This is a genomic window from Photobacterium frigidiphilum (assembly GCF_003025615.1).
GTDB lineage: Bacteria > Pseudomonadota > Gammaproteobacteria > Enterobacterales > Vibrionaceae > Photobacterium > Photobacterium frigidiphilum.
Window position 1 is genome coordinate 220,233 of sequence record NZ_PYMJ01000006.1, and the last position, 22,048, is coordinate 242,280.

Genomic DNA, 22,048 nt, shown 5'->3' on the forward strand with positions numbered 1-22,048 from the left:
TATACATATTACAACTTATGGGTTGCTTAACTTAACGTGGAGAATATTGTGCGTTCATTAAAACTTTCCTTTTTACTATTACCCATAGTATTGAGTCTTTGGTTGTTAGCTGCGCATTTTTTACGCAATGGTAATGTTGTCTTGTGTATTGGTTTGGTTGTTTTTCCATTGTTATTATCGATTCAGCAACGATGGGCAGCAAGATTCACCCAAGTTGCACTTAGCGTGTCAGTTATAATCTGGATGCAAGCGACCTATCAAATGTTGTCAGAACGGTTGATGATGGGGGATGATTGGATGAGAATGTCTGCAATTATGCTGGGTGTGATAGGTTTTACAATTCTGTCGGCCTGTGCTTTTTTACACCCTTTATTAGAAAAGCGTTATGGTTTGAGTCAGTAAAAAAAGTTACCCACTTAGCAATAGGTTGCATAATGCCTTTTGTTTGGTTTTGTTATAATATAACAAAATAAGGTGAGGTAAGGCGGCTTAAGGTAGTCAAAAAATAATACCCTTACTCTTACTATACTTTTTAAGTGTGAATATTTTAGATATTATCTAGCAACAAGCAGAGGAATATTCATCTGTCGTACTATCGTTTAGTTATATCTATGCTGAGATGAAGCGCGACACATGAGTATTTTGTAAAGATTATCAGTCTATAGGGTATACGTTCAAACATAACGCTCACGCAATGTTCGTTGTAATAGTTTTTGAATTTTAGACCCTAAAGGCATTAAGACGTACTTAGGAACAACATGGTAAATATAAGAGCACGAGTGCCTTTTAAAGTTGGCCAGAAGAGTAACATTCCGGCTGATTTGCTTTCTTTCAATGGTCTTGAATCTGGTAAAGAGCATGTAGCCGTTATTTTCCAAGCTGCAGATACGAAACCGGAAGTACCATTGGTACGTATGCATTCAGAGTGTTTAACCGGTGATGTTTTCCACTCTTCACGTTGTGACTGTGGTGAACAGTTAGATGAAACCATTGAAAAAATGGGTGAAATGGGTGGGGTGATTCTTTATTTACGTCAAGAAGGGCGTGGTATTGGGTTATATAATAAGATTGATGCTTATGAACTGCAAAGTAAGGGTATGAATACTTATGAAGCGAATAATCACCTTGGCTTTGGCGACGATCTCCGTGATTTTACAGAAGCGGCTCTAATACTTAAAGCATTGGGTCTTAATGAAATTCGCTTGGTAACAAACAACCCGAAGAAGATTCGAGAGCTCGAAGAAAACGGCATTATCATTACTGAAGTGGTTGGCACTAAAGCCCACGTAAAAGACGGTAATGAAAGTTATCTGAAAACGAAAGCTAGCCACGGCAAGCATCGCTTTCATTTTGATTGATTAACTATTAAGCGCTCTGTGTAATTGTTATGCATGGCGTTGTGATAAATAGTTCTTCAGCAAAAGCCTCGTTTTTCGAGGCTTTTTTTGTATGCGAAAAATAAATAAAATCGGCACTATTTATTCATTACTTTTTCTAATGCAAATCATGATAAAGTTTAGTGCTTAATACCACGCTATTTTCTTGCCTGATTGGCTATTCGCCATTACTATCACCGCACTTAAGACAGAGCTAGACGCTATACATTAACCCAGAATTAGTCTTAGTTATTGTTATCCTGTTTGTTCGTGGCTTTTCATACTATTAGTGAATTATTCATCCGAATGCTCACTTGTTTTTTATTCTGTTGTTTTTTTTGAGGGCGCAGGTTGTGACTCAGCAATCTTCTTCTAGCCAAATGGCAAAGTTACTATTTTTAATTATTGTTTTGGCTGCTGCTGGCCAAATGACTCAAACAATGTATGTGCCTGCAATTCCTGCAATGGCACACGATTTTGGTGTTCAGTCTTCTTATTTACAAGCGGTAATGGCGGCTTATTTAATCCCGTACGGATTGTCTCAGTTTGTTTATGGTCCGCTATCAGACCGTATTGGTCGCCGACCTGTCATTATTGTTGGTATGGTGATCTTTTTAATCGGTACCATTGGCGCATTGTTAGCTCCAAGTTTTGAATTGTTCTTATTAGCCAGCTTTATTCAAGGCGCTGGTACAGGTTGTAGCGGTGCAATGTGCCGTACAGTAACGCGTGATTGCTATGATGGTGAAGATTTACATAAAGCCAATAGTCTTGTCAGCATGGGGGTTATATTTTCTCCCCTTATTGCACCAGTATTAGGCGGTTATTTGTCATCAATGTTTGATTGGTCGGCAAGTTACATATTCTTGTTAGTGTTTGGTGCTATCGTGACATTAGCGATGATGTTTATGTTTACGGAAACCCTTCCGGTTGAAAAGCGTCGTAATGAGCGTGTACTCGTAAGTTACCGTTATGTGTTGAGTAATCGTCGATTCCAAGGTTATGTACTTTGCCTTATTGCTACCTTTGCAGGCATCGCTGTTTTTGAAGCAGCGGCAGGCGTATTGTTAGGCAGTGTACTTAAGCTAGATTCAAAGACGGTAAGTTGGTTATTTGTATTGCCTTTACCGGGATATTTAGCGGGTTCTTGGATGTCTTCGGCGTTAGTTAAGCGTATTGGTAATAGCCGCGTAATGTATTTAGGCATGTTAGCCATTATTTTAGGGTCAGTCACTGTACTTATTCCTGGTATGGCGGGGCTAGTAACAGTCAGCTCGTTAATTGGTGGGGCATTTATATACTTCATTGGCGCAGGTATTTTGTTTCCTGCGGCAACGACGGCAGCTATTCAACCATTTCCACAACATGCTGGAACGGCTGGGGCAATTCTAGGTGGTTTACAAAACTTAGGAGCAGGTATTGCGACGCTGTCGGCATCTTTCATGCGTGCAGATGATCAATTCAGTGTTGGATCTGTAATGACGGTAATGTCGATACTGGTTGTAATGAGCCTGATTTGGGTGAAACGTAGTAGTCAGCAAGATACACCCGTTTTGGTATAACGATTGGAATATACAACTAATGGTTTAGATCGTTAGCGATACGGCACTAAAAAGGCGATGCTTTCTAAGTTAGAGTTTTCTAATGAGAAATGCATCGCCTTTTTTGTATTTAGCTGTGATGTATTAATCACGCTTCCATAAGATATGGCAGAACTTGTGTTCAGGATCACGACTAATTAGCATACGAGCGAATACGTCATCAAGCTGATCATTTTCTTCGTTAACTAAACCAATACGCACTTCAGCGTACAATTCTTTATCAACGTCAAAACCAACGTGGCTGCCCCAATCATCGCGTGTTTCAACGGCTTCGGCTGCTCCACGGTCATCAAATTGTGCGGTGAATAAGATCACGTCTACTGGTTCTAAGCTCTCAGATGCCATCTCTAGAAAGATGTCGTAAGCTGCGTCAATAACGTCGTCATATGAAATCAAATTTGATGTTTCCATGTACTTGATATGTCTCTTTTCGTAAATGAGTGACTATTAGAACATGGTTTTTTGAGGTGAGGTAGGGGGAAGTAGGAATTAAATACGCTATTGTGCATTTGCCTTTAATACTTCAGACCGAGATGTAGACACTGACTTACTGAGCTTACTTAAATAATCGTCAAACGGCATCGGTTTGGCGTAAAAGTACCCTTGGCTGGCTTTAATACCTAAATCATCCACATATTCTGCTTGTTCGGCAGTTTCTACACCTTCAGCAACCATCGTACAGTGTAATGTATGTCCCATTTCAGCAATATTATCTAATATAGAGTGAGTCACTGCATCTGTAACAGAAGAAGCTACAAAGGTACGGTCAATTTTCAAGATGTCAAAGCGTAAACTTTGCAGTGTTGATAAACCCGCGTAACCTGTACCAAAGTCGTCAAGTGCCCATCTAATCCCAACTTCACGTAGGCGTTGCATACCAAGTTTAAGCTCGACTAATTCAGTGGGTGAAAATGTTTCCCGTTCTGTAAATTCAAAAACCACATTGTGCTGAAGACTAGGGTACTTTGAAATAATACTAACTAACTCAGTGACATATCGAGGATTAATAATCATCGATGCAGTTACATTGATCGATATATAAGTATTATTATTTTCTGCTTGAATCTGCGTTTTTTCATAAGCAGCACGTTCTAGCAGATGAAGTGTAATCGCATTTATTAGCCCCGTGCTTTCAGCTGTGTGAATAAATTCAGCTGGTGAAATTACACCATGTTTGGGGTGTAGCCAGCGCACAAGTAATTCAGCACCGATCCAATGGCCATTTTTAGAATTCACAATCGGTTGATAATAAGCGTAAAATTCTTTGTTTCTAATCCCACGATGAATATCTGACTTAATTGAACGTCGGAAATTCACTGATACATGAAGTAATAATATAATTAATATCGATAGTATAATGATAATGGTAGCGGCATAAGGTAACTGCCTGAAAATAGCATTTCTAAATGATGCTTCAGTATATCCAACTGTTAATACATAAGAGTATTTTTCTGATCGTATCTGCTCGCTAAAAATGATATCACTGAATGGTAACGACGAATTCAAGCATACGAAGTCGTCCTTAGTATTACTTAAACAACCAGAAAGTTGGTTTTTATTCGTATACTGCTTGATCCAATAATCAATATAGCGGCTATCAAGCATAATACGGTACCAACCGTTAGGTGTTGGTACCATGAAAAATAATGCATCAATACGTCTTCTTTGACTTGTTGCTCTATAAATGACGTATCCACTCTGTTCTTCAAATTTTGCTAAGTGACTGTTTTCTATTTTTACATTTGATTTTTTAATACGGTCACTGCAGAGAAAAATATCATTCTCTATATAGGTGATTTCTTGTATTACTGGCGAGTCGAAATTTAATTGTTCTAATCCTTTTCTGTTCTTTTTATCGCAAGGGGTTGTATTTGAATCAACTAATGTTAGATCTGTTTTGATTTTATTGAGGTAAGAATCAATAGCGATATCAAGGTTTTGAATTGTATTTATTGTCGTTTGATTAATGTTTTTCTTTACCCAAACCATATCTAAGATAAGGCCTACCAATAGGCATAGTATCAGTAACATTATATTTTTAGGCTGATTCATATAATACTTAGATTGATTGCATGGAAAAGAAGACACGCAAATTATCATAAAATATTTTATGATAATATGAAAAGTTACGACTCATGGCAAAATATTATTTTTTTATATATATTTTGTAGGTGATAGCGATAATCGTCATTTTTCTACCACTTTTCAATTATGTTTCGTCATGTTTATGGCGATCAAGTGTGCGTGATTTATAAAATATCATTCATAATGAAGTTATATTGTAAGCTAATTGGTAAGTGTATCTTGAGTTCATTTGGAATAGAGAACTTATTATCTCGGTTCGTCTTGTTAATTTCATACTGCGTTTAATATCAGTGATAAAAGTTTCCTAGCAATTCTTAATGTAACCTGAATAGTGCGTTTTTGCGTGATGAAAAATAATGTGAATGTCGTTATTCGCACTTTAATTATTTTTAGATTTTGATAGCCTAACCCTAAAGTATTATCTTGATCGTTTAAGGAGCGAATGATGGAACGTAAAATGTTGAAACGTAATATCTCTTATATGGAAAAAGAGATATGTGAAATGAAAAGAGAATTAGATTTATTAGATGAAAAGTATAAAGAGCATCAAGATCTTGAACTTGTTCCCAGTAAGATATTAGAACATGATTGATTAAAGCGAATACGGTGCCTCAGAGCACCGTTTACCCTGTACACAAGGTTTAAACCTGAGAGGGTATAATCTATTCATGTAATTTCGATCGGCATCATCACGTAATGCTGCTCACGTTAAGTGAACTGCATTACGCATAAGTGTTTTTTCTAGGAGATATAATGATAAAAATGCCCCATCACAAATCGGGATAATTCGTCTGTTTGCTCTTGATTCATTTCTTTCAGTAGAAGAAATTTCTTTTTGTTATCTAAGATATCAAATGCATCTCTATCGAGCTCTGCCACATCATTAACACGTAAATAGGCATGGGTTAACGATATCTTCATTGCGGTTTGCGCAAACTCAGAATCAGAATCAAGAAATTTTACGATTTCATCTGGGCTTTCATACAATTCCCAATAAATACCGTTCTTTTTAAAATTGGCTTTCTTAGTCATAACAGTTCACCGTGCGCTTAATTGCGAAAGTTAACGTGTGTATTAAAATGTAGGCACAAATGAAACTTTGTGCATATAATTATTACGGTTGTATAGGATAGTTTCATTTATGGCTCCGTTTCCCAGAACGGAGCTTTTTTTGCCTTCAATTCAAACTTTGCAGTCAGCGCTTCCAGTGTGATTTACAATTATACTGTTGTTATTTAATGTATTTTATTTGAGATAAGATTGTTGTTAGTGAGTATGTTGAGGAGGGTGTAGAGATAGACTCATTGTTTGAAATTTTGTTTTGGTATATAACATTACTATTGTATTTATCAATAAATACATGTGGTTAGATTATTTATTGTATTTTGTATTAAATGGTAATCATTTCTATCAAAAGTGGGATGAAAATAGCAAATAAAATGTAACGAATTCAGTTATGCATTGTTTGCAAGACACTTGGTATGACTATAAATAGAATGCCAGTCTATTTAATAGGCATGTGAAACACTCAAAACATTACGGATTCAGAAATAGCGTGTCGAATATATTTGCATCATCAAAGTGCCTTTCACCAATAAAGGTGACAGCATGCTGACCTATTTGGCGGGTTGTTCCTGGCGATGCCACACCAAATGGCCATAAGTAGAAGCGTTCTAATCGTTCACTGCTCAATAACATTCCATTCTGATCAAACAGGCTTTTGTTTTGTCCATTTGGCGTTGGTAAGCTACGTAATGTTTGATAATTGAGTGAGGTTAAATGGCGAGTGAAAGGGCTACTTTCTCCCCAGTGCACATCGTTAATCATGTGCTCTCCATTTGATAAGCTGATTTTTAATATATCTGAATTTTTCGGTCGGTATATATGGAGGCTCGTGGGGGACTCAATCTTGGCACTTGTTGGTGCAAACTGTAATTCTTCATTTAATGCAAAAACCATATGGTAACAACCACAATGATGGATGCTATCGAGAATGTAGGGCTTTCCTTGCTCATCCAGCGTTAGTCTGAATAGTACACCATCAAATTTACCCGCATAGGGGTCCAAAGAGGATTTAGCCGTACGGTTTGAAAACCAGAGGCTGTAATTCAATTGGATCAATATTCTTCCATGAAACTGCGTGAAGCTATGGTCGACATAAACAATCGGTTTGTTGGTATTAACGGCTGCCTGATCATCTGAAACATATGTTACTAAGCCGGGCTTATCATCAAGAGATACCGATTCAACACGAAATTCAGGGGTGTAAAAAGCTAATAATTGGGTGAGTTGATCATCTGTTAGCAAGGGCCAGTGAAGATCAGTACGAGCCGTTGTTTGTGCAAACCAGCTTTGTATTTCTTGCTGCGTTAATCTTGGTTTATCAGGCATAGCATAAGAGATAGTGACATCGTCTACAGTCTCAATAAACCCACTTAATATACGCTTTTTTTCTGTATGAATAGAAGGGGTCGCGAAAAGCTTACTAACAGGGTAAAGACCGATGATACGCTGCCAGTTTTGGTAATTAGACGTGATAATTGGCGGGTGTTGCTGTAGTTGCGACCAGAACTGGTTGTTCTCGGCTAATGATGTTGTTAATTGTTTGGCGCAGTTTTCTTGGTTTTCAAAATCGATTGCGTCTTTGTTTAATGCATTTTTGTATTCGATTTTACGTTGGATCTCAGCTTGTCGAGATACATGGTTTAACCATTGTGCTTTACTTTGATCGGATGTTAGCTGAGGGATTAATGCTACGCTAAAGCGATCAAAAGCAAGTGAAGGGTAATCGGGGCTCCAGAAGAGTTGTGCATCTTGAACACCTTGTGTTTTAACTGTTTGCTTAAATTGGATTAGCTTGTGCATACAGCTTTGTTGGGTTGCTGAATAGTTTATCGCTGGTCTTGGTGTACTAGAACAAGACAAAATAGTCAAAAAGGTAATGAGCAGAACCAAAATACGCATATTAATGAACCCTGCTTCTAGAGATAACGAAGGTATATTAAGTGTAACTGCGTTTTATATGTGAAAGCAAAATATGAACGACAAGACATGCCGTTCATTAGGGTGTGTTGACGTTTTCAGATTTCACAGGCTAGAATTTGAAACGTCAACACGCCCTAGCATTACATATTAATATCTAATTCATTGTGGATCAGTACCACACATTGCGATGCAAACAGCATCTTAGGCCCAAGGCTGATCTTTGTTGCACCAAGGCGCTTTAAGCTGTTAAAGCTTTTCTTGGGCATAGGAATATGGTCGGTTAATAAGAAGCAAGGATTGCCTTCGAATTCTTGCTCACGAATATTAGTGCCTTTTTTATCCATCATGAATAGTTGGTAATCTTCCGCTAATTCTTGAACTAGTCTTTCGAAGCTCACGGTACGAACGGTAATACCAGGTTCAACTTTACGTTCTTGCTCTTTAGACATGCCTTGCGACAAATCTAATGCTCTCGCAATTTTCGTGAGTAAGGCTTGTTCGTGGAAACCACCAACGTTAGTAATTTCACTTGAAGTAAAGCTAATCGTGCGAGAGAAATCTTGCGTGCTTTCTAATACTAAATGAACAATAACATCGTCACGGTGCGATTGAGCCACAAATATAGCGTTCATCAAGGTATGAGCCAAAATTTCAGTGTGGGCTTCTTGACCGACTGATTCTAATAGCAGTTGACTATTGGTAGGGGCAGATCTGGCTCGTAATACAAAAGCGCGCATAGCTAAATGTCCATTGTGTTGAAGTGCCGTGGTTGCTAAATGCACACGACTTATGATGCTTTTAATGAATGACATCAGTAGATGTATTGGTATTCAAACTTCAGCAGATAATAAACGGATATGAGAGATTTCTGGGTATAAGACCCCGTTTATTTAAGAACGATATATTAGGCGCTACTACGGGGATAAACAAGTAAGTTTTAAAGGCTGAGCGAAGAGGGTTGGTCAAGATAGGGTATATTATAATGCTCCCATTAAAAAAGCCTCCGAATTGGAGGCTTATAATACAAAATATCTTTAATACGAAAAGAAACAACAAGACGTATTACTTTGAAAGTAACCTAGATTGTTAAGCTTCAGACAGTACCATTTTTTCAGCTTCTGCACTTTTCTCTAGCATCTTACGGATGATGAAAGAGGCAAAAAATGCCACTAGTACCATCACGACAGCTAGCATGGTAAGCAGGCTGAAGTAGTCACCATACACTGTTTGTACGATTTCTTGTGTAATCGCCTGACCTTTTTCTAGCGCAATCGATGTAGAGAATACCGCACCAACGATACCACTTAATGCAATTGCGACAGAGAATAAGCTTACCGAGAAGTTTTCAATATGCTTAGGTGCAACAGAGAGGATGAAAGCGACAACCATACTGCCCACAATTACTTCAGCAAACGCTTGGAAGAAGTGAATTGCTAAGAATACTTCAGGACGAATAACAGCTTCAGGGCCAACAGACATTACAGCAACGGTAAGAATACCAAATGCGATAGCGGTTAGAATAAAGGCGAAGCCAACCTTTGTTGCCGTTGAAAAGTTGATATTACGCTTTTCTAAAGAAGTAAAAGTCATCGCAATAACGGGGCCACCAAGAATACACCATAGTGGGTTCATTGCCATTGACGCTTCAGGTGCAATTGGGATAAATCCGAATAGATCACCACGCATAGTATTGATTGTTACCATGGTCATCGATGTCATCATCTGGCCATAGTAAACAAAGAATGCTGTTGTTAGTACAGTCATGATCAATATTGTACCCATCTTTAACGCGTCAGCTTTATTCGCTTTAACCATTAAAGAAATGAAGTATAAAATTGCAGCTGCGCCTATCGCATAAACAATGTTTTGTCCAATATCCATGTTTGAGAACATGAAGAAAACAAGACCAATCATACCAAGAGAAACAAGGCTGAATAGAAGCCAATTTTTAGGGCTAACAGGTTGTTGATCTATTTCAGCACCAACCGTTAATAAAGGCTTATGAGAAACAATTAAAATGATGAATGCAAAGAATGCCATAGAAGCTGACAACATAAAGCTGCCATTAAACCCAATAGCGAGAACGAACATTGGGAATAGGTACTGTCCAAAAAGTGCACCTATGTTATTAACTGAATAGTTTACTGGGTAACCATTTTCGAATTCTTCTTGAGTTTTAAATGTACGCTTAAATAGACTAGGGTATGAAGGAGACATAAGGCCACGAGCGTAACTCGCGAGTGCAATACCAACAAGGCTCATTGGTACATTACTGGTTGAAGCACCTAATACTAATAATGTGTAACCTAGAGCAAATCCGAAATAACTGATTGTTAAAGAGCGGTATGAACCTAAAAATTTGTCAGCTATGAATCCACCAGCGATAGCAAAAAGAGGACCAATAGATGAAAACGCACCCACAACCATCATGGTATCTGCTTCACTGTAACCAAGGTCTTCCAAGAAAAAACGGGTTAAAATAACCATTACGCCATAGAAGGAGAGACCAAACATCATTTGGCACACCATCATTGACTTGTTAAGTCTATTCCACATAACTACACCTCATCTTCGTTAAATAACAAAGTAAATTGAAAATTGTAAGTATTTGTAAGTCGGTGCTGATATTAACATTAATACAGCGAGTTAATTTAAGTGTGTTGTCTCAAAAACCTCATATTGTTAATTATATTTTCTAATGGATATGATTAGTTTTTATTGTAGTGTTTATTAAGCAGGCTGTTTTATTCTTTTGTATTTACTGGATACATAGGTTTAATTAAGTTATTTATTTTGTAAATGTTCGTATAATTATTGTTGTTATTTTTAATGCTAATTAGTTTATCTAATTACTAATAAAGGAATCATTCTCGCTGAAACGAGCATCTTGAGGTAACTTGGGTATCGGCTGTTGAGTTTAGTTTTTGTTATATTTAGTCATCATAATATTGCGATTCTAGAATGAAAAACGAGAGAGAACCAATAAGATTCGCTCTCGTTATAGCTTGAATGAAGGGGGGATTAGTTTGTGGCTAAATTACCATTTTCTTCTACTTTTTCATCTTGCATCATGCGAGTTAATAATGGGGCAGTAAAGGCCATAACAAATGCCACAACGAGCGTTACGATGCCAATATTTAAGAAGACTTCACTGTATAGCGGTAACGTTTTAAGTGGATCCGTTACGTTCTCTGGCGTGGCGCTGAAGGTTGCAACATAACCACCGATGATGAAGGAAGCCGCTTGAGTCAAAAACCAAGCTCCCATGGTAAAGCCCATTAAACGCTGAGGTACAAGACTAGCAACCATAGCTAAGCCTAATCCGCTGATCATCAATTCACCAATGCTTTGGAACAAATACACAAGTACCATCCACCACATTGAAACCATACCTTGGCTATCAGCAAACCAATTACCTGCCGCTGCGACAACTAAAAAAGCAAATGCACACATGAACATGCCAACAGTAAACTTACCCGGCATTGATAAATCACGCCCTTTATTGCCATAAGATGTGTATAGATAAGCAAGAATTGGGCTACATAATACCACCCAGAATGGGTTCAAGGCTTGTAAGCTAACAGGGTTGACATTAAACCCCATAACTTCAGTGCGAACATTGTATATAGCGAAGAAATTCAATGAGGTCGGCATCTGTGCATAGAGAACATAAAAAACGATAGCTTGTAACATCAGTACTAATACAACAATCATTTTTTTACGTGCGGCGCCTGTTAAACGCATTGTTTCTTTTAAGAAAACACCGACAACACCCAGACCAATAAGCGCAAGGACGATATTCGCCATCATTATGTTATTTAGTAACCAAGCGCATAAGGCTATAGATGCTATTGTTCCCAGAATAACAATTAAGAAATGCTGATAATTGACAGGTTTACTATCTGGTTCTGAACCTAATCCCTCAACGGTATGGCGGAAAGCAACATAGCTCATCAAACTCGCAATTAAACCAAACCCACAGATAACAAATGCTGTTGCGTAACCATATTCCGCAGCAATAACAGGGCTAAGTGAAAGTGCTACTAATGAGCCCACGTTAATTGACATGTAATACAGTGTGAAAGCACCATCAAGACGAGTATCATTTTCGTCATAACATTTTGCTAATAAGCTTGAAGGGTTAGCTTTAAACAAACCGTTACCAACCGCAACGGTACCTAAAGCATAGAAAATAAAGTTTGGGTTTAATATTGAAAATCCCATCATGAAATAGCCAATAGTTAACACGATGGCGCCAAATATCATGGTTCGTTTTGTACCAAGAATATGGTCTCCAACAAAGCCACCAATCGCGACCAAACCATACACTAAAGCAGCAAATGCACCAAAAGTGACGAAAGAATCTTGTTGGCTAAAACCTAATTGCTCAACAAAATATACGGCTAAAATTCCTTGAAGACCGTAATAACCAAAACGTTCCCAAAGTTCAATGAAAAATATCATCTTAAAGGGCTTTGGTTGGTTGAAAATGCTGTCTTTATTGCTCATCTCAATACTAATCCACTAGTTAACTTGTTAGGTGGCACATTAAGCGCTTATTAATAGTGAATTAATGTGACACTTGTTATGCAATTGAGGGCACCTGTGTGAGCTGTGTAGCAAAGATATACAATAAGACACATACCGAAACATTTATTAAGGCTATTAGCTAATAATTAGGGGGTATAGGCTGGCTGGTGGTCGATAAGGCAGTTTATAGTTCTGATATTATGTTTGTTTATGGAGTATAGGTCTGGTTAATAATAACAAAGCCTTGACGAAGAAAAGACACTGATTGTTTTGCAGCTTAGCTTTGGTAGAATTAGTCGGGTGATGTAGGTGTGATCAGCATAAACGACTGCGCGCTTACAAAAGAATAATAGCGAGAGTGATCAAGTGGCAACAGCGTTACCAACTTTAAATAATCAAACACCTTTTCAACCAGAATATATGCCAGTATTGATTGATACCGTTAATCAACTTCGTGCCGCTCTTGGTTCGGCACTTCATAGTGTTTATTTATATGGCAGCGTTGCTCAACGAAAAGCAGTATGGGGTTATTCTGATTTAAATATCACGGTTGTGCTTAATCGTAACCTTAACTCATCTGAAGAATCTGCATTAAATACAGTTAAGTGGCGTATAACCACCTATCAACCGAAAGTACCTAGTCTTGATTTGCGGGTAGGGAAATTTAGCGATGTCGTTTCCATTGGCGGCATATTTGAGTGGGGCTTTTGGCTCAAGCATTGTTGCGTATGCTTATATGGCGACGATTTATCGACGCGTTTTGGTTGTTTTGAACCAAGCTGGGATGTGGCTAAAGCCATGAACGGTGATATTAAGGCTGTGTTATCGGATTATCGGCAAAAGATAATGACCACAAAAGTGGTTAAAAACTACCTAGAATATTGCCAATTTATCAGTAAAAAAATGCTGCGTAGCTGTTTTGCGTTAGTGATGCACCGTGAAAAGTGTTTGGCACATTCATTGAGTGATTGTGCCGATATATTTTTGCGTTATTACCCTGAGAAAAATGTCGAAATTGAACGCTTATTTACTTTAATCGAAGGCACACAAGTGCCTAAACGTGCGGCATTATTTATGATTGAACAATTTGGCGGCTGGATAGTGGCTGAATTTGATAAAATTGAGCGTAAAATTGGTTAATTTTTTCTTTATTGCTTACAGCTTCTGAGGTTTTCTTGCAGGTTCAATCTACAGGTTTCGTTTTAACACGCCAAAGTCGTGATTCCCAAGGTCAGACTGAAGTCGTGCTGTGGGTTAAAACGGATCAAGGTCCCGCTCGATTATTAGTTCATGGTGATAAACCTGTCTGTTTTGTACCTTCTGATGTGCAAAGACAAGCCGACAATGCGCTTAGAACAGCTAACCTTCAAGTCGATTGGAAACCATTACCGCTTAAAACCTTTCAGCAACAGTCGCTTTGTGCCTGCTATACCCAAACGATAAGAGACAGCCTTCAAGTTTCTAAGGTCTTAAATAATGACGGAATAGAGGTATTTGAAGGGGATATTCGCCTTGCTGATCGCTTTTTAATGGAGCGATTTATTCGTGGAGGGATTACCTTTACAGGGGTGGCGAAAGACAAGATGGGGCACACTGAATATTCACAAGTGAAAGCCAAAGCGACTGACTATGTACCTAAATTGTCGATTGTATCGCTTGATATAGAGTGCTCAGAAAAAGGCGTGCTGTATTCGGTGGGGTTACATAGTGATATGGATAGCCGAGTCATTATGATTGGTGAGCCAAAAGTGGGTGAAGACGGCGAACAATGGATTCAGTGGGTCGAATCAGAAAAAGCCTTATTGTTGGCGCTTGAATCATGGTTTATTCAATATGATCCCGATATTATTATTGGTTGGAATGTGATTGATTTTGATTTCCGCTTATTACTAAAACGTGCTGAATGGAATGCAATCAATTTACGTATTGGTCGTGGTAAACAAACACCGCATTGGCGTCAATCTAGTCAAAACTCTAATCAAGGTTTTATCTCTATTCCTGGTCGTGTGGTACTAGATGGTATTGATACATTAAAAACGGCAACCTATAGCTTTCGTTCTTGGTCGTTAGAGTCTGTAGCGCAAGAGCTGTTAGGCGAAGGTAAGCATATTCATAATGTGCATGATCGTATGGCTGAAATTAACCATATGTTTAAAAACGATAAGCTGTCGTTGGCTAAATACAACTTACAAGATTGTAAGCTGGTTACCCGTATATTTGAATATACTCATTTGCTTGAGTTCGCGATTGAGCGAAGCCGTTTAACAGGTGTAGAGCTTGATAGAGTCGGTGGTTCTGTTGCTGCTTTTACTAATTTGTATTTACCGCAATTACACCGTGCTGGGTATGTAGCCCCGAACCTTGCGGGTGAAAACTGGATTGCAAGCCCCGGTGGCTATGTGATGGATTCTAACCCTGGGTTATATGATTCGGTATTAGTCCTTGATTTTAAATCTCTTTATCCGTCAATTATTCGCTCATTTCGTATTGATCCTATGGGGCTGGTGGAAGGGTTATTACAAGATGAAGGTAAACAACCTAACCAAGCGATTTCGGGTTTTCGTGGTGGGCAATTCCATCGAGAAAAACATTTTTTACCCGCGATGATTGAAGAGTTGTGGTCTGCGCGCGATCAAGCAAAGCGTAATGGTGAAAAAGCGTTCTCTCAAGCGATTAAGATCATCATGAATTCGTTTTATGGGGTACTTGGTTCATCTGGCTGCCGCTTTTTCGATCACCGGTTGGCTTCGTCAATTACGATGCGTGGGCATGAAGTGTTATCGGTCACGAAAGATCTGATTGAAGACAACGGTTATAACGTTATTTATGGTGATACGGACTCTGTCTTTGTTTCATTAGGTAAAAGTCATACTCAAGAAGAAGCGGATATCGTTGGTAACCAATTGGTGAAAAGCATTAATGCGGAGTGGATACGGCGCCTAAAAGATGACTTCAATCTTGAATGCTATTTAGAACTTGAATACGAAACCCATTATCACAAGTTTTTAATGCCGACGATTCGAGGCTCTGAAACAGGCAGTAAAAAGCGCTACGCTGGGTTAATTATTCAAGATGGTAAAGAGAAGCTAATCTTTAAGGGATTAGAAACTGTTCGTACAGATTGGACGCCATTAGCTCAGGAATTCCAGAAAACCTTATATGAGATGGTTTTTCATGACCAAGATCCTGATGAATACATTCGTGACTACACCAATAAAACGTTAGCTGGAGTATTTGATGATCGTTTGGTTTACCGCAAGCGTTTAAGACGAAACCTTGATGAATACCAAAAGAATATTCCACCACAAGTACGTGCAGCTCGAATGGCTGATGAGATGAATGCCAAGCTTGGTCGCCCGTTACAATACCAAAATAAAGGAGTGATCGAGTACGTGTTTACGACCTCTGGCTCAGAGCCGAAAGAGTATCGACAAAGCTCGATTGACTATAATCATTACCTTGAAAAGCAATTAAAGCCAGTTGCTGATGGTATTTTACCGTTTATAGGTAAGTACTTTGATGATATTACCGCACCTCAGATGGGCTTGTTTTAGCCAACTTTAAGTATTCGTGAGAAACAAAAAACGCGCTATTAGCGCGTTTTTAAGTGTTCACTGTTATTAGCACAATAATGTTTAGTATCTGCTAATTAGCTTATTCATCGTAATGAATTAATCAAAGTATTCCACGTTTAATAACGTTGATTTACTCGCATGAATAGGATCAAACTTGATTGCGCCACGGCTTGGTGTACATACTTTGAATACATCACCACAGTCAAAAATAGCTAATACTTTCTCATCGGTACGAAATACTTCAGGTAATGATTCACCTACCTCACAAGCACAGATTTCGCCTTCGTGCTTCCATTGAAGCTTATGAATGCGTTTTGCTTGAGATGGTGCTGCAATGTGTTGAGCAATAGAAGAAAAAACTGATTCAGCCTGAGCTGAGTTAGACGAAGATGGTACAAAAAAATCCATGAATCCCTCCTGATATGCATCGATATTGATGTTAAATACAATGATGCGATTAATTACAATCCTGTTATCAATCTTAATAACTATGTAAACCTTATCAGAATAAAGCATACTTTAGCAAGTTAGTTGCATAAATTGGCATTTTGTAACGTAGAACCATCTAGGTCTATAAGTAAGTGCCTTGCCTAGAGTCCTACAAATTTTCGCTGAAACGAGCATTTTGAGGTTACTTGGGTATAAACTCAGTATTAATAGAGATGTATTTCATAGCGAGGGGATAATGGAGCAATTAGACTTCTTCAGCGTACCAAGCCCCTGTGTTGGAATATGTCAAGTGAATAACCGAGGGTACTGTCAAGGGTGCTATCGCAGTCGAGATGAGCGCTTTAATTGGCAAGCAATGACGTCAGATCAAAAGCGGCAGGTAATAAGGCTGTGTAAGCAACGCTATCTGCGCATTTTACGTCGTGCAAAAGGGAACTCTATAGAAGTTCAGCAGGTCGATGATAATCCGCAGCAAAGTCTGTTCTAACTTAAGCGTGCTTTCGCATAGGATTTGTTAGGTTGAATATATATTTTATAGCCATAAAAAAAGCGCCAATAAGGCGCTTTATATTGAGAATGAACAACGCAATTAAACGCGTTTAAAGTCCATGTGCTCAACTTTTGGCTTGAACGCGTGACGTTGGATGTCTTGAGGCTTAACAGCAACTTCCTGACCGTCGATCACTAGGATGATACCTTCGTAGAACTCAGGCTTATCCATTTGGTTGATCACGTCACTGTGAAGAAGCTCGATAGCAACAGGAGCAGCTTCGCCACCGTAGATGATAGCTGGGAATTTTTCTGTAAGACGTAGACGGCGGCTCGCACCTTTACCTAGATCAGTACGTACAACTGCATCAAATTTCATATTAAATACTCTTTAATTCATAAGTTCACTGAGTAATGCGACCTTACTCAATGTCGTAAAAACGAGCGCGCATACTAACAGTCAGCTTTATTCTTAGCAAGACTAAATCCTTTTAATGCGTATTTTAACGTAATGAAACGAACCTTATGGGTTTGGCTTCATTCTTTTGGTTGAAAAAAGAGCGTGTTCAATAGATTAGTCATTATTTAACCTCTCTGTATTAGGTTATTACAAATAACCAGTCGGTAATGATAACGATAGTAATTCTCATTTGCATGTGTATACTGTGCAACAACGGAATTACTAATAAATCTATTTATAAGCAGGGGTTATGAGTAAAAAACTTACATTCATCGCGAGCTCAATATTTATTGCACTTTCTCCAGCACTTCACGCAGAAGAGGCTGTTTCAGTATTCGACGAAATAGTGGTATCAGGTACGCGTTCGGAACAAAGTATTAAAAATATCCCATCTAGCGTAGCCAAAATAACGTCTGAAGATATTGAAAACAATCTGTCGAACGATGTGAAAGATGCATTGAAGTATGAGCCAGGTGTTACGGTAAATGGGCGTGGTCGCTTTGGTATGGAAGATTTCACTATTCGAGGTATGTCTGGCAGCCGCGTTAAAGTGATGGTTGATGGTGTTGAACAGCCATCATCTTATAACCCTGGCGCAGATGTTATGCGTAAAAATGCTAATACCTTTGAAGTTGATACGTTAACTGCAATTGAAGTGAACAAAGGACCATCATCTAGCTTATACGGTAGTGATGCTTTAGGCGGTACGGTTCTTTTACGTACAAAAAAACCTGAAGATCTACTGGAAGCTGGCGATGATAGCCACGTAAGTTTAAAAACAGGTTATGCCAGCGTAAGTGATGAATATAAAGCAACAATTGAAGTGGCTAATCGTACTGGCGATTTAGAAACAATGTTGATCTACACTTACCGTGATGGGCATGAAACTGAAACCCATGGTGATGGTGCGAACATTGAGGGGCCTGATCGTGGTGCGGCTGATCCTTTCAACATCACATCGCATAATATTTTAGGTAAGATGTTCTACCAAATAAACGATGCTAACCGCATTGGATTTACGGGAGAGTACTATACACGTAGTGCAGACGGTCAAATCCTTTCTCGTAATGGATATGACGGTGGCGGTGGCTTTATGCCGGGCTTCGTATATACCAATAACAGTGCCGACGACAAAGATGAAAGAGTACGTCTAGGTTTTGAACATGAATGGCTTGCAGATAATGTGGCTTTTGATTCTTTAGAATGGAAAGTGAACTGGAGCAAGAGCGAGGCAGATCATAAAAGTTATGATCATACGGGTAATTACGGAAATCGTAATCGTGCACGTTCTGGTACTGATGCAAGCACACAGCTAGATGCTCAATTCCAAAAAGAAATTCAATTTACGAATAATCGTCACGAGCTTACGTATGGTCTTTCAGCATCAGATGCGAGCTTTGAGTTAGATTACACTGATTATTTCTTAGATTCTGGTACATCTAAGCCAGGTAGTTCAGAAGTGCCTAAGTCAGAGTCTGAAAAGCGCGGTATCTTTGTACAAGACCAAATTTATCTATTAGATGAAGCATTAGTGGTAACGGCAGGGCTTCGATACGATGATTATAAAGCTTCACCAGATCAGTCTTCAGGGTTAGAAGATCATAACAGTGATGCATTAACATCGCGCTTAGGTGCGGTATATCATTGGAACCAACATTTCAGCACTTATGCACAATACAGCGAAGGTTTCCGTGCGCCATCAATTTATGAGTTGTATTACGATAAAGATAATGCAGCGCATGGCTATAAAATTATTTCCAACCCTAATTTGAAGCCAGAAGAAAGCCAGTCTTATGAAATCGGCTTACGTGCAAATAATAATATGGGTGCGTTAGAGCTTTCTGCCTTCTATAACGATTACACAAACTTCATTAAAAGTTCGACGGTAAAAAGTGGTGGTCTTGATATTACAACCAATGAAAACGTTGATGAAGCTGAAATATACGGTGCCGAGTTCAAGGGTAGCTTATGGTTAGATGAAGCTGTAGGTGCCCCTATGGGTTCATATGCACGTTTATCTTTAGCGTATCTTGATGGTGAAGATAAAAACACGGGTAAAACGTTAGATACTATTGCGCCATTCACGTCTGTTGTTGGGTTGGGTTATGACGCACCAAGCGAACAGTGGGGTAGTGCTGTGAATGTTACTATGGTGGCAAGTAAAACGGATTGGGAACAAGACGTCAATATAGATGCTTCTAGTTATACGGTTGTTGACCTAACCGCTTACTACCGCCCAATGAAAGATCTAACACTTCGTGCTGGTCTGTTTAACGCCTTTGATGAGAAATATTGGCAGTATCAAGATCTAGAAGGTGCAACAGCATCGACTCGGGGTATTGATATCCTCACTCAGCCTGGTCGTAACTGGGGTGTTAACTTGAACTATGATTTTTAATCGATAGTTAAATCTAGCTAATACCGCTTAGGTCTTGAACCTAAGGTACTAATAGCCGCATCGTTTGATGCGGTTTTTTTGTTGAAGGGGCTGCTAGAGAAATAAATTATTCAAACGTACCTTTTATACAATACTCGCCGTGTTTGAATCGCACTTTATCTTACAAATAAACAGATGAGCTTTTATGAACCCTTTTGGGGTTAGAACCGTGCCGTTCTTTATGAGTTTTAGCATACTAATTCCATTTAAACATTTGATTAAAAAATAAATCAGGATACCAGCGATTCATTCTGATACTAATATACCCAAGTTACCTCAAGGTGCTCGTTTCAGCGAGAATTTGTTGGACTCTAGGCAAGGCACTTATTTATAGACCTAGTCGTTCTACGTTGAAAATAAGTAACACCGCATAGAGCCCAACAAAACTCGCCCTTCGGGAGTGATTCAGCGTATCTACTTCTGTGTCAAATGTGTTGCACTTATTGTATTACTCCAGCGGAATGCCATTCCTACACTCATTTTCCTTGAATTAAACACGCTGAGATCACTCTGAATCCTGCATATTGAGGTAGCTTGGGTATATAAGTTGGTCAACTTTTCTCGTATACACAGCACAGATTTCATTTTGATAGGACAAATAATGACGAATAAGAATGCATCATATTTTAAATGAATTTCTCGGTAATAAGTAAGCTAATCTATAAATAATTGACCGAATGGGAAGTTAATAATCTAGTGGTTTTAATTGGTTTGTAGTTTAGTTTTGATTATTCTTTAAATTGTTATTTTGTCGTTAATTTGATTGAGGGGTTAACAGTGTGAGAAATAAGATGTAAAGAGTGAGAAGTGAGATTTGTTGTTATTATTGATACTGTCTGTCATTATGGCTTATTGTTGTATCTTGTTGTTTTTATTAATTTAATTTGTTTAGATTGTCTTTTTGAATGTTTTGTGATAATCAAATTGTACCGTGGCGTATGGGTTTTAAATGTCATCTTATAACTTCTGTCTTTTGTGTGAGAATTACAATGTTTGATGTTAACTTTTAGCTGTTTAATATACTAAATTTAATCTGTTGTTATTTGTTTTATTTATTATCATTTTTGATGTGGATTGATAGCAGGTGGAAGGAATGAGTAAAATATTAAATGGTATAATGTTAAAAAAGAAAAAAAAGATACAACATTATAGTGCTGTAATGGGGCTAATGTTTGGTGTGGGTTTTTTGCCTAATGCTGCAAACGCAAGTGATCAAGATTTAACATATCTTGAAGAAATGGGTAAACGTTTATTTTTTGAAAAAATTTCGTTAAGTAGAAATATGTCGTGTTCAACCTGCCATACCGCTGATACTGGTGGTACTAACGGTGATTCTGATACAAATCTTGTGCAAGTCGCTGTAACAGGGTCTGATGGAGTTATGGTTGGTAACCTTAAACCACCGACAAATAAGTATGCACAATTTTTAAATGAGGTTGGAGATCCTGAAGGGTTGAAACTTTTTGACGTGGCTTGTCCTGGTTTTGCTCCTGCACCGTGTGGTGGTGCATTTTGGAATGGTCGTGCTGAAGGTGATTTAATTGAAACTGTACATAATATTGATGTATTTGCGGGTCTGAATAGCAAATACGAAACTATGTATAAAAAATATTTAGGCCCCGTTGCTGATCAGGCACATGCAAGCCCATTTATTAATCCACTTGAGCAGGCGAAAGACGATAAGTTTAAGGTATGTACGCAGGTTAGAGGAACTACATGGGGTAGACAGTTATACCAATATGCTTGGGGAGAACATCTTTACTGCAGTTATCGTCAAGTGGATGAGATATTTGCAAGATTTGCAGTTGCTTTATCTGCATGGCAAATGTCTAGCGATAACAACCGCTTTGACTCTAAAAGAGATATAGCGTTAAAACATGATGAAGATGGGCTGTTCGACTTAGATGGTTTTACTGACCAGGAAAATGACGGACATGATCTTTTTTATGGTCAAGCTAGGTGCTTCTTCTGTCATCAAAGCGGAAATGATCAAGGTGTTGGCAAATTTGAACGTTATACCAATGATTTCTACTTCAATATCGGAGTACCAAGAAATCATG

Annotated in this window: 18 protein-coding genes; 9 read left to right on the top strand and 9 right to left on the bottom strand. The window is 38.4% G+C overall.

Features of this window, described 5'->3' with window-relative positions:
• The first annotated feature begins 48 nt into the window (after positions 1-48).
• The 3 genes from C9J12_RS08660 (at position 49) to emrD (ending at position 2,938) form a co-directional block, all read left to right on the top strand.
• Positions 49-402: a hypothetical protein gene (locus C9J12_RS08660; protein ID WP_107242330.1), complete on the top strand. Its 354-nt coding sequence runs from the start codon at positions 49-51 to the stop codon at positions 400-402.
• A 356-nt stretch (positions 403-758) separates the two neighbouring features.
• Complete coding sequence (locus C9J12_RS08665) at positions 759-1,358, top strand: GTP cyclohydrolase II (protein ID WP_107242331.1); 600 nt, start codon at positions 759-761, stop codon at positions 1,356-1,358.
• Between the two features lie 371 nt (positions 1,359-1,729).
• Positions 1,730-2,938, top strand: coding sequence for a multidrug efflux MFS transporter EmrD (gene emrD, locus C9J12_RS08670; protein WP_107242332.1), 1,209 nt, complete (start codon positions 1,730-1,732; stop codon positions 2,936-2,938).
• Positions 2,939-3,061: 123 nt separating this feature from the next.
• On the opposite strand, the gene C9J12_RS08675 is transcribed toward emrD, so the two are convergent.
• Positions 3,062-3,388, bottom strand: coding sequence for an HI1450 family dsDNA-mimic protein (locus C9J12_RS08675; protein ID WP_107242333.1), 327 nt, complete (start codon positions 3,386-3,388; stop codon positions 3,062-3,064).
• A gap of 87 nt (positions 3,389-3,475) precedes the next feature.
• Positions 3,476-5,029, bottom strand: coding sequence for an EAL domain-containing protein (locus tag C9J12_RS08680; protein WP_107242334.1), 1,554 nt, complete (start codon positions 5,027-5,029; stop codon positions 3,476-3,478).
• Between the two features lie 478 nt (positions 5,030-5,507).
• On the opposite strand from C9J12_RS08680, the gene C9J12_RS30640 reads away from it, so the two are divergent.
• A complete protein-coding gene (locus C9J12_RS30640; protein WP_170111734.1) occupies positions 5,508-5,654 on the top strand; it encodes a hypothetical protein in 147 nt (48 codons plus the stop codon).
• Between the two features lie 149 nt (positions 5,655-5,803).
• Here C9J12_RS30640 and C9J12_RS08685 read toward each other — a convergent pair whose 3' ends face one another.
• From C9J12_RS08685 to C9J12_RS08705, 5 genes are all read right to left on the bottom strand, one after another.
• Positions 5,804-6,094: a hypothetical protein gene (locus C9J12_RS08685; protein ID WP_011218256.1), complete on the bottom strand. Its 291-nt coding sequence runs from the start codon at positions 6,092-6,094 to the stop codon at positions 5,804-5,806.
• A gap of 504 nt (positions 6,095-6,598) precedes the next feature.
• Entirely contained in the window at positions 6,599-8,026 is a 1,428-nt protein-coding gene (locus C9J12_RS08690; protein WP_107242335.1) for a hypothetical protein, read from the bottom strand.
• 161 nt (positions 8,027-8,187) lie between these two features.
• Complete coding sequence (trmY, locus tag C9J12_RS08695) at positions 8,188-8,784, bottom strand: tRNA (pseudouridine(54)-N(1))-methyltransferase TrmY (RefSeq protein WP_107242336.1); 597 nt, start codon at positions 8,782-8,784, stop codon at positions 8,188-8,190.
• A gap of 349 nt (positions 8,785-9,133) precedes the next feature.
• Positions 9,134-10,603: a peptide MFS transporter gene (locus C9J12_RS08700; RefSeq protein WP_107242337.1), complete on the bottom strand. Its 1,470-nt coding sequence runs from the start codon at positions 10,601-10,603 to the stop codon at positions 9,134-9,136.
• Positions 10,604-11,068: 465 nt separating this feature from the next.
• Positions 11,069-12,556 (bottom strand): oligopeptide:H+ symporter, encoded by a 1,488-nt coding sequence (locus tag C9J12_RS08705; RefSeq protein WP_107242338.1) that lies wholly within the window; start codon positions 12,554-12,556, stop codon positions 11,069-11,071.
• Positions 12,557-12,943: 387 nt separating this feature from the next.
• Between C9J12_RS08705 and C9J12_RS08710 the strand changes: the two genes are divergently transcribed.
• Positions 12,944-13,717, top strand: a complete 774-nt coding sequence (locus C9J12_RS08710; protein ID WP_011218262.1) for a hypothetical protein — start codon at positions 12,944-12,946, stop codon at positions 13,715-13,717.
• Between the two features lie 35 nt (positions 13,718-13,752).
• Positions 13,753-16,131 carry a DNA polymerase II gene (locus C9J12_RS08715; RefSeq protein ID WP_107242339.1) on the top strand — a complete coding sequence of 793 codons (2,379 nt, stop codon included), beginning with the start codon at positions 13,753-13,755 and terminating at the stop codon, positions 16,129-16,131.
• A 117-nt stretch (positions 16,132-16,248) separates the two neighbouring features.
• Here C9J12_RS08715 and C9J12_RS08720 read toward each other — a convergent pair whose 3' ends face one another.
• Positions 16,249-16,560, bottom strand: a complete 312-nt coding sequence (locus tag C9J12_RS08720; RefSeq protein WP_107242340.1) for a hypothetical protein — start codon at positions 16,558-16,560, stop codon at positions 16,249-16,251.
• Positions 16,561-16,837: 277 nt separating this feature from the next.
• Here C9J12_RS08720 and C9J12_RS08725 point away from each other — a divergent pair, with 277 nt between their 5' ends.
• Positions 16,838-17,089, top strand: a complete 252-nt coding sequence (locus tag C9J12_RS08725; RefSeq protein ID WP_107242341.1) for a DUF1289 domain-containing protein — start codon at positions 16,838-16,840, stop codon at positions 17,087-17,089.
• 102 nt (positions 17,090-17,191) lie between these two features.
• Here the strand turns inward: C9J12_RS08725 and rplY are convergent, their stop codons facing one another.
• A complete protein-coding gene (gene rplY / locus C9J12_RS08730; RefSeq protein ID WP_107242342.1) occupies positions 17,192-17,470 on the bottom strand; it encodes a 50S ribosomal protein L25 in 279 nt (92 codons plus the stop codon).
• Between the two features lie 331 nt (positions 17,471-17,801).
• On the opposite strand from rplY, the gene C9J12_RS08735 reads away from it, so the two are divergent.
• Both C9J12_RS08735 and C9J12_RS08740 read left to right on the top strand, forming a co-directional pair.
• Positions 17,802-19,949: a TonB-dependent hemoglobin/transferrin/lactoferrin family receptor gene (locus C9J12_RS08735; RefSeq protein WP_107242343.1), complete on the top strand. Its 2,148-nt coding sequence runs from the start codon at positions 17,802-17,804 to the stop codon at positions 19,947-19,949.
• Between the two features lie 1,132 nt (positions 19,950-21,081).
• Positions 21,082-22,048 (top strand): cytochrome-c peroxidase (locus C9J12_RS08740; protein ID WP_107242344.1); only part of this gene is annotated, 967 nt, incomplete at its 3' end.

Excerpts from the sequence above, each read along its gene's own strand:
- C9J12_RS08665 (WP_107242331.1), top strand. The coding sequence starts at position 759 with ATGGTAAATATAAGAGCACGAGTGCCTTTTAAAGTTGGCCAGAAGAGT.
- C9J12_RS08675 (WP_107242333.1), bottom strand. The coding sequence starts at position 3,388 with ATGGAAACATCAAATTTGATTTCATATGACGACGTTATTGACGCAGCT.
- C9J12_RS08680 (WP_107242334.1), bottom strand. The coding sequence starts at position 5,029 with ATGAATCAGCCTAAAAATATAATGTTACTGATACTATGCCTATTGGTA.
- C9J12_RS30640 (WP_170111734.1), top strand. The coding sequence starts at position 5,508 with ATGGAACGTAAAATGTTGAAACGTAATATCTCTTATATGGAAAAAGAG.
- C9J12_RS08685 (WP_011218256.1), bottom strand. The coding sequence starts at position 6,094 with ATGACTAAGAAAGCCAATTTTAAAAAGAACGGTATTTATTGGGAATTG.
- C9J12_RS08690 (WP_107242335.1), bottom strand. The coding sequence starts at position 8,026 with ATGCGTATTTTGGTTCTGCTCATTACCTTTTTGACTATTTTGTCTTGT.
- trmY (WP_107242336.1), bottom strand. The coding sequence starts at position 8,784 with ATGCGCGCTTTTGTATTACGAGCCAGATCTGCCCCTACCAATAGTCAA.
- C9J12_RS08700 (WP_107242337.1), bottom strand. The coding sequence starts at position 10,603 with ATGTGGAATAGACTTAACAAGTCAATGATGGTGTGCCAAATGATGTTT.
- C9J12_RS08705 (WP_107242338.1), bottom strand. The coding sequence starts at position 12,556 with ATGAGCAATAAAGACAGCATTTTCAACCAACCAAAGCCCTTTAAGATG.
- C9J12_RS08720 (WP_107242340.1), bottom strand. The coding sequence starts at position 16,560 with ATGGATTTTTTTGTACCATCTTCGTCTAACTCAGCTCAGGCTGAATCA.
- C9J12_RS08725 (WP_107242341.1), top strand. The coding sequence starts at position 16,838 with ATGGAGCAATTAGACTTCTTCAGCGTACCAAGCCCCTGTGTTGGAATA.
- rplY (WP_107242342.1), bottom strand. The coding sequence starts at position 17,470 with ATGAAATTTGATGCAGTTGTACGTACTGATCTAGGTAAAGGTGCGAGC.
- C9J12_RS08735 (WP_107242343.1), top strand. The coding sequence starts at position 17,802 with ATGAGTAAAAAACTTACATTCATCGCGAGCTCAATATTTATTGCACTT.